At 66.7% G+C, this 13,831-nt stretch carries 10 protein-coding genes; 4 read left to right on the top strand and 6 right to left on the bottom strand.

What is annotated here, in order from left to right; genetic code table 11:
• Positions 1-76 precede the first annotated feature (76 nt).
• From PMO31116_RS01760 to PMO31116_RS01745, 4 genes are read right to left on the bottom strand one after another with little or no spacing between them, the layout of a single operon-like run.
• Entirely contained in the window at positions 77-778 is a 702-nt protein-coding gene (locus PMO31116_RS01760) for a TetR/AcrR family transcriptional regulator (RefSeq protein WP_150565183.1), read from the bottom strand.
• Positions 775-2,328: an efflux transporter outer membrane subunit gene (locus tag PMO31116_RS01755; protein ID WP_150565182.1), complete on the bottom strand. Its 1,554-nt coding sequence runs from the start codon at positions 2,326-2,328 to the stop codon at positions 775-777. The genes PMO31116_RS01760 and PMO31116_RS01755 overlap by 4 nt, the downstream gene beginning before the upstream one ends.
• The gene (locus PMO31116_RS01750) at positions 2,325-5,444 is read right to left on the bottom strand and encodes an efflux RND transporter permease subunit (RefSeq protein ID WP_150565496.1); all 3,120 of its coding nucleotides are present in this window, start codon (positions 5,442-5,444) and stop codon (positions 2,325-2,327) included. The genes PMO31116_RS01755 and PMO31116_RS01750 overlap by 4 nt, the downstream gene beginning before the upstream one ends.
• A 59-nt stretch (positions 5,445-5,503) precedes the next feature.
• Positions 5,504-6,679: an efflux RND transporter periplasmic adaptor subunit gene (locus PMO31116_RS01745; RefSeq protein ID WP_150565495.1), complete on the bottom strand. Its 1,176-nt coding sequence runs from the start codon at positions 6,677-6,679 to the stop codon at positions 5,504-5,506.
• A gap of 385 nt (positions 6,680-7,064) precedes the next feature.
• On the opposite strand from PMO31116_RS01745, the gene phbB reads away from it, so the two are divergent.
• Together phbB and PMO31116_RS01735 are read left to right on the top strand one after the other, a co-directional pair.
• A complete protein-coding gene (gene phbB / locus PMO31116_RS01740) occupies positions 7,065-7,808 on the top strand; it encodes an acetoacetyl-CoA reductase (protein ID WP_150565181.1) in 744 nt (247 codons plus the stop codon).
• Between the two features lie 43 nt (positions 7,809-7,851).
• Positions 7,852-8,442: a phasin family protein gene (locus tag PMO31116_RS01735; protein WP_150565180.1), complete on the top strand. Its 591-nt coding sequence runs from the start codon at positions 7,852-7,854 to the stop codon at positions 8,440-8,442.
• On the opposite strand, the gene PMO31116_RS01730 is transcribed toward PMO31116_RS01735, so the two are convergent.
• Both PMO31116_RS01730 and PMO31116_RS01725 read right to left on the bottom strand, forming a co-directional pair.
• Complete coding sequence (locus PMO31116_RS01730) at positions 8,424-10,178, bottom strand: PHA/PHB synthase family protein (RefSeq protein WP_281350087.1); 1,755 nt, start codon at positions 10,176-10,178, stop codon at positions 8,424-8,426. The genes PMO31116_RS01735 and PMO31116_RS01730 overlap by 19 nt on opposite strands.
• Before the next feature lie 426 nt (positions 10,179-10,604).
• On the bottom strand, positions 10,605-11,303 hold the full coding sequence (locus PMO31116_RS01725; protein ID WP_174970730.1) for a phosphatase PAP2 family protein: 699 nt from the start codon (positions 11,301-11,303) through the stop codon (positions 10,605-10,607).
• 368 nt (positions 11,304-11,671) lie between these two features.
• Between PMO31116_RS01725 and PMO31116_RS01720 the strand changes: the two genes are divergently transcribed.
• Entirely contained in the window at positions 11,672-12,682 is a 1,011-nt protein-coding gene (locus tag PMO31116_RS01720) for a M23 family metallopeptidase (protein ID WP_150565177.1), read from the top strand.
• A 233-nt stretch (positions 12,683-12,915) separates the two neighbouring features.
• A complete protein-coding gene (locus PMO31116_RS01715; protein ID WP_246185127.1) occupies positions 12,916-13,815 on the top strand; it encodes a metallophosphoesterase family protein in 900 nt (299 codons plus the stop codon).
• Positions 13,816-13,831: the final 16 nt, after the last annotated feature.

The following is a 13,831-nucleotide window of genomic DNA, read 5'->3' as shown; positions in this document are numbered from 1 at the left end:
GGCGCGAGCCTGTCCGGGGTGTAAAAAGGGCTCAAAGGGCTCAACGGACTGAACGGGCAAACAGGGCTGACGAGCGTCAGCCCTGTTTGCTGTCCGGCTTGTTTCGCAAATGGGCGAGCAGCCCCTCGCAAGGCGGTGACGCAGGCGGCGCGAAGAAAAGCATCTCGACTTGATGGATGAGGGCCGGCGCGAATGCGTCGCCACCGACCTGCGGGGCGATCAGTTGCATGAGGACCGGTGAGCCTGGGGGCGGATGCAGCGCGTGCACCAGCAGGCAGAAGTACATGGCGGGGTGTTCGGCGCGGACCACGCCGGCCGCCATGCCTTGCTCGATCAGCGGTTCCATGCAGTCATACACCGGCATGACCAGATGGCCGTGCAGGATCGCGCCGCGATCGCCGGTCTCGGAGGCATGCTGCGCAATGAATTGCTTGTGCTCGGGGTGCTGCACCGCGTGCGCGGCAATGATCTCGATGGCTTCCTTGAGCCGGTCGGTCACCGGCCGCGAGGTATCGATGGACAGCGCGCGCAGGCGTTCGGCGGGTTCGGCCAGCGCGGCTTCGAGCGTGTCGACGCAGGCCCGCCACAATTGCTCCTTGGAGCCAAAGTGCACGCGAACCAGGCTGGCGTCGACCTTGGCCGCACGGGCGATGCCGCGCAGATTGGCGCCGTCGTAACCATGTTGCGAAAAGGCATGGATGGCCGCGCCGAGCAGCGCGGCACGGCCATCGGGCAGGTGTTTGGGGCGTCGGCCCCGGGTGGTCGGTGTGGCAGTCATCGAGTGGCGACATCTTGCGATGCGGGCGCGGGCCGCGCCCGGCTCTGCGTCGGCGGCAGGGCGTTCCCGTGTGCGGAAGCACCCTGGCCTGCCGCGTCAGCGGCGGTCTCGGGCGGCACCCCCATCGCGTAAAACAGTAGCGCAGTATCCGACAAACGTGCGCCGGTTGCACGCACTGTCGTCAAATAGGCGTTCCAGTACTGCTGCTCGCGCCCGCGTGCCGCCGACACCGGCAGCGCCCCCAGACGCACCCGCGCCGCCGTATCGCGATAGATCTGCTCGGCCGCCGCACTCGCATTGTCCGCGTGCAACAAGGCGGTATTGTCGGCTTCGAGCGAGGCGAGCGTATCCGCCACGTTCCTGAACGCCGCGAGCACGGTCTGCTTGTATTGCTCGACGGACGCCTCGTACGTCGCCATCGCGGCACGTCGCTGGGCTAGCAGGGCGCCGCCGTGGAAGATCGGCTGCGAAATCGACGCGGCAATGCTCCAGAGCGACCCCGCCCCGGAGAGGACGGTCGGCCAGTTGAACCCACCCTTGCCCATCGACGCGGTGAGCGACAGGCTCGGGAACATCTGCGCTGTTGCCACGCCCACCTCGGCCGATGCCGCCTTGAGCGCCATTTCCGCGGCCTGGATGTCAGGCCGCGATTTCAGAAGTGTCGACGGGACCGCAACGGGCACGCGCTCCGGTACCTTCAGCTCGCCCAGCGCGAGATCGTCCGGTGCCTGGTCGGGCGTGCGCCCGAGCAATACGGCCAGCGCGTGACGCGTGGATTGCCACTGCGCCCTGAGGCCGGGCAGCGACGCAGCCAGCGACTCGGCGTTCTGGGCCGACGCGAGGGCGTCCGAGCGCGAGACCGCGCCGAGCGCCTCGCGTCGCGCCATGTCGTTGGCGTCGGCCTGGGCCAGCGCGACGAGGCGCTCGGTCGCCTTCACCTGCGCGCCGAGAACGGACGCGCCGATGGCGCCCGAAACGATGTTCGCCGCGAGCGCCTGGCGTGCCGAGGCCAGCTGGAGCGCCTGCTGGTCGACCCGCGCGGCGAGCGACGCATTGGCGAAGCGCGACGCGCCGAAGAAGTCGAACGTATAGCGCGCCTGGATCTGTCCTACGAACATGTTGTACAGCGCGGTCGGCGGCCCGAACGTGGGAATGCCGAGATTGCGCTCGCGCGCGGCCTGGCCACCGATGTCCACCTCGGGGAAGAGCGACGCCCCCACTTGCGCTTTCAACTGTTCACGCGCGGCCTGCAATGCGCGCTCGGTCGACGCGAGGTTCGGGCTGTTGCGCAAGCCTTCGTCCACGAGTGCGTCGAGCTTGTCGGAGCGATAGGCGTGCCACCATGCCTCGACGGGGGCCGCGCCGATGTCGAATTGCTGCGACGCGCCCTGTGCGCTGACCGTGCGCTCGGGCGGTGCGCTCACGCCATAGTGGGTGGGCGAGGGCATGGCGGGCGGCGTGTCGCCGGGCGTGAAGGCGCAGGCGCCCAGCCAGAGCGACAGCACGGGAACGAGCGGGGCGCACCAGTGCGACTTGAGACGCGGAATCATGAGCGGTCTCCTTGCGGGGTGCCAGCGTGCGAGGCGCGTTCGTCGTGACGCACGCGGAATGCCGTGGCGTACAGCGCAGGCAGGAAGAACACGGTCAGGATGGTCGCGCTGGTGATGCCGCCCATCAGCGCGGTCGCCATCGGACCGAAGAAGTTACTGCGCAGCAGCGGAATCAACGCCAGCACGGCCGCGGCCGCGGTGAGCGTGATCGGGCGGAAGCGCCGCACCGTGGCGCTGACGATGGCGTCGAAACGCGGGTGACCGGCGGCCACGTCCTGTTCGATCTGATCGACCAGGATCACCGAATTGCGCATGATGATGCCGAACATGGCGATCACCCCGAGCATGGCAACGAAGCCGAACGGCTTGCCGAACAGCAGCAGGGTGGCCACTACGCCGATCATGCCCAGCGGCGCGGTGAGCACCACCAGCATGGTGCGCGCGAAGCTCTGCAACTGGATCATCAGTAGTGTGAGCACGGCGATGATCATGATCGGCATCTGCGCATTGATCGAGGACTGGCCCTTGGCCGACTCTTCGACCGATCCGCCGATCTCGATGCGATAACCGACCGGGAGCGCCTTGCGAATGTCGCCGAGCTTCTTGTCGACGGCGTCGGTCACGTCGATGCCCTGCTTGCCGGGGCGCACGTCCGAGCGCACGGTGATCGTCGGCTGGCGGTCACGTTCCCAGATCACGCCGTACTCGAGGTCGTCGACCACGTGGCCCAGTGTGGCGAGCGGCACGGGGCCGTTGGGCGTGGGCATGGCCAGCGTGGCGAGTTTTGCCGGATCGACGCGCTCGGCCTTGGGCGCGCGCAACGTGATCGAGATCAGTTTGTCGCGCTCGCGGTACTGGCTGATGTCGTAGCCAGTGAGCGTCATGGCGATGAAGTTCGCGATGTCGGTCGAACTCACGCCGAGCGCGCGCGCCTTTTGTTGATCCACTTCGAAACGCACCGAGCGCTGCGAAGGTTCGTCCCAGTCGAACTGCACGTCCACCGTGTCGCCGTTGGCCCGCATGACGTCGGCGACTTGCTCCGAGATCTTGCGCACGGTGCCGATGTCGTCGCCGCTCACGCGGAATTGCACCGGGAAGCCGACGGGCGGCCCGTTTTCGAGTCGCGACAAACGGGTGCGCACACCGGGCAGGGCGTCGCGCAGCTTCGGCTCCAGCCATTGTGCGAGCGCCTCGCGATCTTCCACCGATTTGGCGGTGATCACCAACTGGGCGAAGTTCGGCGTGGGCAGTTGCTGGTCGAGCGGTAGATAGAAGCGGGGCGCGCCGGTACCCACGAAGCTCACCGTGTGATCGATTTCCTTGCGGCCCTCGAGGAGCTTTTCTACGCGCTGCGTCTCGCGCAGGGTCGCCTGGTACGACGCCCCTTCCTGCAGCCGCAAGTCGACCATCAGTTCCGGGCGGTCCGAGCTCGGGAAGAATTGCTGCGGGATGAGCGAGAAACCGGCCATCGCGATCAGGAACAACACGACCGTGATGACGAGCACGACGAGCTTGCGCTCGATGCACCAGGTGAGCCAGCCGCGCAAGCGGTTGTAGAACTTCGTGTCGTAGACCTCGTGCTCGTGATCGTCGCCGTGATGGGCTTCGCGCGGGCGCTCGGGCAGCAGCTTGTAACCCAGCAGGGGAATGAGGACCACGGCGGCGAGCCACGAGGCGAGCAGGGCGATGGCCGAGACCTCGAAGATCGAGCGCGTGTACTCGCCCGTGCTCGACTTGGCCAGCGCGATGGGCAGGAAGCCCGAAACGGTCACGAGCGTGCCGGTGAGCATCGGAAAGGCCGTGCTCGTGTAGGCGAACGCGGCCGCGCGCTTGCGGTCCCAGCCCTGGGCGAGCTTCACGGCCATCATTTCAACGGCGATGATCGCGTCGTCGACGAGCAGGCCGAGCGCGAGGATCAACGTGCCGAGCGAGACCTTGTGCAGGCCGATGTCGAAGATATACATGAACAGCGACGTGACGGCGAGCACGACAGGAATCGAAATCACCACCACCATGCCCGTGCGAAATCCCAGCGACACGAGACTGACGATCAGCACGATGGCGACGGCCTCGGCGACGGCCTCGAGGAAATCGTCGACCGAATGCGACACCGACTGCGACATGCTGGCCACTTCCGTGAGTTTCAGGCCGGCGGGCAGTTGTGCACGCAGCGAACCCATGGTGCTTGCCAGTGCCTTGCCGAGGTGCACGACGTCCTGCCCGGTCTGCATGGTGATGCCGATGCCGAGCACGGGCTTGCCGCCAAAACGCATCTCCGAGACCGGCGGATCGACGTAGCCGCGCCTGATCGTGGCAATGTCGCCCAGGCGGAACGTGCGATCGTTCACCCGGATGAGCGTGTCGGCGAGTTCCTGCACGTTGCGGAACTGACCGCTAGGACGCACCACCAGGCGGTCGTTGGGGGCTTCGATGGTGCCGGCGGGCGACACTGCGTTCTGAGCGTTGACCGCCTGCGCGATCTGGTTCGGCGAGATGCCAAGACGCGTGAGCTGCGTGTTGCTGATCTCGACATAGATGCGTTGGTCCTGATCGCCGAAGTAGTCCACCTTGGCCACACCCGGCACGCGCAGCAGCACCGTGCGCAGCGAATCGGCGTAGTCGCGCAGCTGAGCCGGGCCGAAGCCGTCGCCCTCGAGCGTGAAGATATGCGTGTAGACGTCGCCGAACTCGTCGTTGAAGAACGGGCCCTGAACGCCGGGTGGCAACGTATACGCGATGTCGCCGACCTTCTTGCGTACCTGGTACCACTCTTGCGCCACTTCGCTAGCGGGCGCCGAGTCCTTCATCGCGAAGAACAGCAGCGACTCGCCGGGGCGCGAATAGCTGCGCTGGAAGTCGATCGCGGGCATCTCCTGAAGCTTGCGCGCGAGCCGGTCGGTGACCTGCTCCTGAACCTGCTTCGCGGTGGCACCGGGCCAGAACGTGCGGATCACCATCACGCGGAAGGTGAACGGCGGGTCTTCGGATTGCGCAAGTCGCGAGTACGCGAGGATGCCGAAGATCGTCGCCATCGCGATCAGGAAGACGACCAGCGCGCGATGGCGCAGCGCCCACGCCGAGAGATTGAAACGTCCCTCCTCGTGACGGTAATCGATCGGTTCCGCAGGGGGCTGGGGCGTTGTCTGGGGCACGGGCGGCTTCCCGTCCTGCGTGCTCATGACGCGAAGTCCTCGGGGTGCAACGGGGCGATGACGCGGACCTTCTCGCCGGCCGTCACCGTATGAACACCCTGCCAGACAATGCGCTCGCCCGGCGTGATGCCGCTCGCGACCGTGACCGTGCGCTCGCCATAGCGCGCGATTCGCACGCGGCGCAGCACGAGCGTGTCATCCGGCTTGACTACCCATACCGCCGGCTGGTTGCCGTCGTGGAAGAGTGCGGTCGAAGGCAGCGTGATGGGCTGTAGCGATGGTGCCTGCGCATCGCCGGCGGCGCTCGCCGTTGACGCCGGCGAGGTGAACGGCTGCGCAAAGGCGACGTTGGCCGTCATGCCGAGCTTCACATCGGGACCCGGCGACAGGAGTGACAGCTTGGCGCGGTAGGTCCGGCTTTGCGGATCGGCCGCCGGTGCGATCTCGCGCACGCGCGCCTCCCACGTCTTGCCCGGCACGGCGGGAAGCGTGACGCTTGCCGTCTGGCCCGCGCGGAAGGCGCCGAGCGCGACTTCGGGCACATCGACGATCACGTCGACATCGCCAGTCCAGGCCAATTGATATACCGGCTGCCCGGCGCTGACATTCTGTCCGGTGTCGGCCTGTTCCGCAGTGATCACGCCGTCGCGAACGGCCATGAGGGTGCCATAGCGCAACTGGTCGCTCGCCAGCGCAGCCTGCTGGCTGGCCTGATTGCGTTGCGCGAGCGCACTCGCATAGGCGTTTTCCGATTGCTCGAGTTGCGCCGGGGCGATCAGGTTCTCGCGTGCCTGCGCGCGGTCGCGAGTCACGGTTTGCGTGGCGTAATCGAGTTGATGCTGTGCCGCGTCGAGCTGTGCGCGGGCGCTGGCGGCGTTCTTCGACAGGTCGGCCGGATCGAGCCGGGCCACGACCTGGCCGGCTTTGACCGCGTCGCCCAGGCGCACCGAGCGATCGATGATCTTGCCCGCGACGCGGAACGACAATGGCGTGGAATAGCGGGCCTCGATCTGTGCGGGCAACGACGCGATGGGCGTTTTCGCCGCCAGCGTCGCGGCGACCGCGACGACCGGGCGCGGCGGCGGCTCGGGCGGGGCCTTGCGTGAACAGGCCGCCAGGGCGGCCGCGGCCAGCGCCGTGGACGCGAGCGCCAGCGTGAGCCGGCGGCGGCGTGGTGCGATATCGGAATGGAAGGGCATCATGCGCTCGTGACTCACAGGGGGGGTGAGAAATTAAATCTACGGGCGATGATATATGGATTGTCCATGCCCCGCAACGGGGCGTCACCGACTTTTCGCGCTGACCTGTGACTATCGAGAGGGGGGCTTCATTGGTTTGTTTTGAAGCGGCGTGCCGCGCCCGACCGTCGAAATATTTTGGAGTACGATGCCTGTGAACGATGCGCCCCGAGTGCGCTTCGAGCGCACGTGTCATGGTGAAGCGCCCTCCTGGCGCGCGAGGCTTGACCAAAGTCAAGCGAAGGGCATGCCAGGGTGCCGAATGCGGCGGCAAGCCGAAGGTTCGCGACTATGCTGGAGGTATCTGAAGTTCAACGATCCACTTCAAGACGAGAGACGGGTAGCCATGACAACACGAATCGCTTTGGTAACAGGTGGCATGGGTGGCTTGGGCGAGGCCATCAGCGTGCGTCTTGCCGATGCCGGATACCGCGTCGCGGTGACTTGCTCCCCCACGAATCATGATTGCGAGGGTTGGGTCTCGCGCATGCGCGAGACCGGGCGTGAATTCGCTGCCTATCGTGTCGATGTTGCCGACTTCGCGTCATGCGAGACGTGTGCGAAGGCAGTCGAATCCGACACGGGTCCGGTGGACATTCTCATCAACAATGCGGGAATCACGCGCGATGCCACGATGCGCAAGATGTCGGCCGAGGACTGGCAGTCGGTATTGCGTACGAATCTGGATAGCGTTTTCAACATGACTCGCCCGCTCTTCGGCGGCATGGTGGCGCGTGGTTGGGGACGTATCGTCAACATCGCGTCGGTCAACGGCAGCCGCGGCGCCTTCGGGCAGGCGAACTACGCGGCGTCGAAGGCGGGCATGCACGGATTCACCAAATCGCTTGCCCTGGAAGTCGCCAAATCGGGGGTCACCGTCAACACCCTTTCGCCGGGGTACCTCGCGACGAAGATGGTCACGGCGGTGCCGAAGGAAGTGCTCGAATCGCGCATTCTTCCGCAAATTCCGGTCGGTCGCCTCGGACGGCCCGACGAGGTGGCGGCGCTCGTCGCTTTCCTCGTGTCGGACGACGCCGGCTTCATCACCGGAAGCAATCTCGCCATCAACGGCGGCATGCACATGGAATAACGGGTCATGTGGCATGACTCACTACTGACTTAGGAGATTCAAGATGTCTAAGGAAACGAATCCTGCGCTGGCAATGGTAAAACTTGGCACGGCGAGTGCGCTGGGCGCCTACGGCATCGTGCTGGAGGCCGCGCAGCGCATGCACCAGTTGCAGTCCGCGCGGGACACGGAGTTGCTCAAGACCCACGCCGAGGCGGCCCGGTCGCTCGGCGGGGCAAAGGACTTCAATGCGTTGTTTACCGCGCAGTTGCAGTTGCTCAATGGCCAACTCGCGCAACAAAACGAGTTCTGGCGCGAGTGGCTCGCGGTGGTGGCGAACAATCAGATGCTGTGGGCGGAGCATTGCCGCAAGACGGGCGAGGAGCTCCAGCATGGGATGGCGGGCGCCATGGCGGTGCCGGACATGATGAGCGCGGGCTCGAGCGCCGGCGATGCGGCCCGGGCGGCCGAAGCACCGTTGCAGAAGTGGTTCCAGGCGTTCAACGACGCCACGCAAGGCACCATGGACGCCTGGCGCCGCATGTCGAGCGAAGCCGTGCAGGCAACGGAAGCGGCCGTGTCGCAGTCGTCGCCGCTCAATGGCCGTGTGGCGCCCAAGCGCGGCGGCACGCAGGCTCACCGCTCCAGCACGTAATCGCCGGGTGCGTCGCCCATCGGACTTTTCGGTGGGCAGGGCGCGGCGACCGACTCGCCGCCGCCTCGTGCGAGCAGCCACGCCTGCCATGCTGGCCACCACGAGCTCGGCATGGCGGGCGTGGCGTCGAACCATGCGTCCGGATCGCGATAGTTCGATCCCGCCGTGCGCGTCGCCACCCGATAGTGGCTGCTCGGGTGCCCCGGCGGGCACACCACGCCCACATTGTGGCCACCCGAGACCAGCGCGAATGTGAGATCTCCGTGGTAGAGGAGATGCATCTTGTAGACCGATCGCCATGGCGAGATGTGGTCGCGCTCGGTGGCCACCACGAACATCGGCGTGCGAATGTCCGCGAGTGCGACCGGCTGCGTGCCCAGTTTCAGTGTGCCGCCGGCGAGCGCGTTGTTCAGATACAGCGCTCTCAGGCACTGACTGTGCAGACGCGCGGGAATGCGTGTCGTATCGGCATTCCACACGGTGAAGTCGGTCGTTTGCGCCGGCTTGCCGAGCAAATAGTCGCGCATGAGTCTTGACCAGATCAGATCGCGCGAATTGAGCAATTGGAAGGTTCCGGCAAGTTGTTCGCCGCTGATGAACCCCTGTCGCCACATCATCGCCTCCAGATAGGCAACCTGACTGGCGTCGATGAACAAGCCCAGTTCGCCGGGTTCGCTGAAGTCGGTCTGGGCGGCGAGCAGTGTCACGCTGGCGAGGGCCCTGGCATCGAGATCGCCGCGCCCGCGTCGCCGGGCGAGGGCAGCCGCGGCAATGGCGAGAAGCGTGCCGCCGAGGCAGTATCCGCAAGCGTGCACCTGCGCCTCTCCCGTCAGGCGCCGAACTTCGCGCAGGGCGGTGAGCAGGCCCGTGTCGAGGTAGTCCTCGAGGCCCAGGTCACGCGCCTGCGGGCCCGGATTGTGCCAGGAGATCATGAAGACGGTGTGCCCCTGTTCGACGAGAAAGCGCACCAGCGAATGCTGCGCCTCCAGGTCGAGGATGTAGTACTTGAGCAGCCACGAGGGCACGATCAGTACCGGTTCGCGCCATGTCCGCGGTTGTATCGGGGCGTATTGGAGCAGCTCGAAGCAGGCATTGCGATAGACGACCTTGCCGGGCGTGGCGGCAATCTCGTGCCCGACGCGAAACGCCTCGCAGGCCTTCGGTCCGGCGCCTGGCGCGTGGCCGGCCGCCATGTCCTGGAGGTCCGACCACCAGCGTCGCGCGCCGTCGACAAGGTTTTGCCCGTGCGACGCGCGAATCGCGGCGAGGACTTCAGGGTTCAGGAACCACTGGTTGCTCGGCGCGAAAACGTCGATCCATTGGCGTGCCATGAAGCGCACGACGTCGCGATGGTGCGGATCTACCCCCGGAATATCGCCAGTCATCTCGTCGACGAAGTGTTGCGCTCGCAGAAAGCGTTCTCGCCACCAGGAGAACGGTGGCGTATCCCACGCTGGATCGCGAAAGCGCCGGTCGGTCTGTGGCGGACCACCTGTCACTTTTTCCTCGGCGGCGGCGGACTTGTCCAGGCGGGTGAACGCCCTGAAGACGTCGAGCTGATGGCCGGGCGCGGTCATTGCGTGCATCGCCCAATCGGCCCATGCGAGTGTGACGGCCGCCGGAGAGACGTTGCCGGTAAATCGCGCCGTGGTGGCCATTGCCGCGCGGTCGAGATGATCGGCAAACGTCGATGCTGCCGAAGTCGTTGTCCCCCCTGGCTCATGAGGGTCCGTCAGTTGGGCGTCGTGCTTGCGGGCAGGGTCGGCGCCGACAGGCGTGGCGCGCCGTGTATGCGGTCCCGTGAGTGGCGTTCCGCGCGAGCGCGATGCCGCCCTGGACGTCGGTGGCGGTTCGGGTTGCCGAATTTCAGCGGGCGCCGACGGTGACGTTTTGCTGCGCTCTGGCATGGCGGACTCCGTTTCGATCTGTCGCAGGCGTGCAGGCGCCTGCCGGCTGCGACAACGAGAAGCGGCGGATGCCGCGAGCACCCGGTCGCCGCGTCAATGGAGTATCAGGCGTTGACTGCGGGCTGGCGGTCCGCCTCGCGGATCGCCGTCGTACCGGTTCGCGGGTTTCGAGACGTGCAACCCATGCGACGAATATATCGCAGGCCCCGTGAGACTTCCGTGATCTGCGACAAGTTGCGCGGGTGCAGCGAGCGCCTATCGGGCGGTGCCCGACGGCGAGCCAGGGGAGGTCGCTGGCATCCCGGCGGCCGGAGATGTCGGGACCGGGTGCGGCAGCGGCTTGCGCGCGTGCCAACTGATGCGGCGAAAAGGCTGCTCGCGACCGGACAGCGTGAGCGCGATATGCGTGATCCAGCGCTGCGTGGGTACCCGTTCGCCGTGCAGCCACATGACCAGCACGAACAGGCTGGCGGCCATGGGCAGCGTCTTCAGGTTGGGGGCGTCGTCGTGTCGGGTGAGCCAGGCGAAGGCCGCACCCACGGTGAAGCCCACGGCGCATCCCGCCACGGACTCCGAAATGGAATGCGCCGAGAGGGCCACACGCGACACGCCGACGGCCACACTTCCCGCCATGGCCGCGAGCGTGCCGAGGGCTCGCCAGGGCCACGCGACGCGACGCAGCAGCAGCCACGCAATGACCGGGTAGACCGTGGCGGCAAGCATCGTGTGCCCGCTCACCCCCGTGAAGTCGAGCTCGCGCGAGCCCAGGCCCCAGCCGAGAAACATGATCTTGGAAATGGCGACAACCAGGGCGGCGGCGCCGAAAAGCACGCCCCATGCCAGCGCCATGCGCCAGGCGCGAGCGAAGAGCAGCCAGAGCGTGAGAGCGGCGGCGGCGGGGACCGTCACGGCGGCACCGCCGAAATTGGTAATGGAAATCCAGGCGCTTGACATGACTACCCAAAAATCGGCCCGGCGGGGGCAGCCGGGCAAACGCATTATCTTACGCGCACGCGCGTTCGAGGGGACACGTCGCGGCATCGCACGGCGCGCAGCTCACAGCGTCCGACATCGGACGAGGTGTTTTGTTCGACGGCGCGAGGGGCGTCAATTCGTCGCGTCTGCTGCGAGGGCGGGCATCGTCAGCGACCGCCCGCACCGCCTGAACGAACCCCGTCGTCCCATCCGGGTGTTGGCCGCACTGGGTAGTTTCCCAAAATTGGGGGGGTCGGCCGCCGTTGGCTCGTCGATTGGGGGTTTTCCCGTCAATTATCGCCTCAACACCCCGTAGACTGCGTCGCTTCCGATTTGGGTTTCAAGCGATGTCTTTCACCTCTCCGACGCCGGGGCGGCATGTGCGGATGCCGGACGGCGACGCATGCCGACAGGGCGATCCGCGCGGACGACGCAGTTTCGCCGCGGGCATCGGCACGCGCCGGCGATGCCTGGGTGCGGTGCCGTCGGCGATGTTTGCGATGCTGGTCATGTTTGCGCCGACGCCGGCAGACGCCGGCGCGGGCGAGCGCACGGATGCACTGTATTTGCACCCGCGCCTCACCGCCGCCCACATGCAACCGCTTTCCCGGCTCGCCGATCGACCGACGCCGAATGCACGCCCGCTGCCGTGTGCTCAAGTGGCGTTTCGTCAGTCCGTTTGCGGCAGCAACGCGTTGCCCGGGGCGGTGGCGGTCCGTCTTGCCACGCACGACGAGCGGTCGGCGGGCGTCATTGGGCGATCGGGGGTATTGGCGCCGCTCACGCCCGCCAGGGGCGGGCAGCGCCTTGTCATCCCGGTGAGCGACGGGCGCGTCACATCCGAATTCGGTTTGCGACGGCACCCGTTGCGCCGGGTGGCCCATCGTCATACCGGCGTCGATCTGGCCGCGCCGACCGGCACGCCGGTACGCGCGGCGGCCGACGGCGTCGTGAAGACGCTCGGATTCGAGCGGCGCGGATATGGTCGCTACATCGTGATTGAACATCGGCATGGCAGCGAGACGATCTACGCGCATTTGTCCGTCAAGGCGCGCAGCCTGAGCGTTGGCGACCGCGTCGTGGCGGGTGACGTGATCGGCGCCGTCGGCAAGTCGGGGGCCGCCACCGGCGCGCACTTGCATTTCGAGCTTCGCCAGAGGGGGCTTCCAGTCGATCCGGGCGAGCTGCTGCGCCGCGCCGTGCATAACGCCGACGGCGGCAACGCGCACGCGGCTGGTAGCCCGGACCCGCATGGCTGTCGCAGCGTGGTGCACGTGATGTCGGCCTGGCATCCTTATCGCATTCGTCTGGCGGGCGCGAATGCGATGCGCGTACGGCGGCAGATCGTCGGGGAATAAAAGGACGGCCTCCGCGGTATTACGGATAAAGGCGTTGCAGAACCCCCGTCGCTCCGACGGCCCGGTCGACGCCCGAACCGCATACCGCACGGAGGTGCGTCATGAGCCGAACCACGCCGAACCGGGACATCAATGACGATATCGAAGTCCCGTCCCACAGTCCCCACATCCCGCATGGCGCAACCCGGAGCGTTGACGCCGGGCAGCCGACTTCCCCCTCGCGACGCCGGGCGATGGCCTGCCTGGCTTGGGCGGGTGCCGGCATTCTCTGGACACTCGACGGCGGCGTGCCGCGCGGCGAATCGATCGTATCGATCGGCGCGCCGGCGGCGGCGGCGACCGGCCGCACGCTTTCGTTCGTGCAGATCAGTGACAGCCACATCGGCTTTCACAGCGCGCCGAATCCGGACCCCGCGGGTACGCTGCAAATGGCCATCGAGCGCATACGCGACGCCTCGCCCCGCCCCGCATTCATGCTGCATACGGGTGACGTGAGTCATCTTTCGCGTGCCGAGGAGTTTGACACGGCACAGCAGATCGTCAGCGGCGCGGGGCTCGAGACGCACTACGTCCCCGGCGAGCATGACGTCATCGGCGACGACGGGCGCGGGTTCTTCTCGCGCTTCGTGCCGGGATCGCAGGGGCACGGCTGGTACAGCTTCGATCACAGCGGCGTGCATTTCGTCGCGCTAGTCAACGTGCTCAACCTCAAGTCGGGCGGCATGGGTTATCTGGGCGATGCGCAGATTGCCTGGCTCGCCGAGGACCTCAAGGGGCGCTCGCACAGCACGCCGCTCGTCGTCTTCACGCATATGCCGCTCTGGTCGCTGTATCCCGCTTGGGGCTGGGGGACCGATGACGGCGAGCGGGCGCTGGCCATGCTGCGTCCTTTCGGCTCGGTTACGGTCCTCAACGGACACATCCATCAGGTGCTGCAGAAGGTGGAAGGCCATGTGCGGTTGCAGACCGCGATGTCGACCGCGTTTCCCCAACCCGCGCCGGGCAGTGGGCCGGGTCCGGGCCCACTGAAGGTCGATGCGGATCGATTGCGGCAGACGCTTGGAATCCGGCGCGTCGAGTTTACGTCGCTCGACGGCGGGCCGCGGCTCGCCGACACCACCTTGGCCTCGTGACCGCGGCACTCAGGGA

Source organism: Pandoraea morbifera (assembly GCF_902459575.1).
Classification (GTDB): domain Bacteria; phylum Pseudomonadota; class Gammaproteobacteria; order Burkholderiales; family Burkholderiaceae; genus Pandoraea; species Pandoraea morbifera.
Note: the sequence above shows the minus strand (reverse complement) of the source record. Positions and strands in the feature narration are given on the sequence as shown.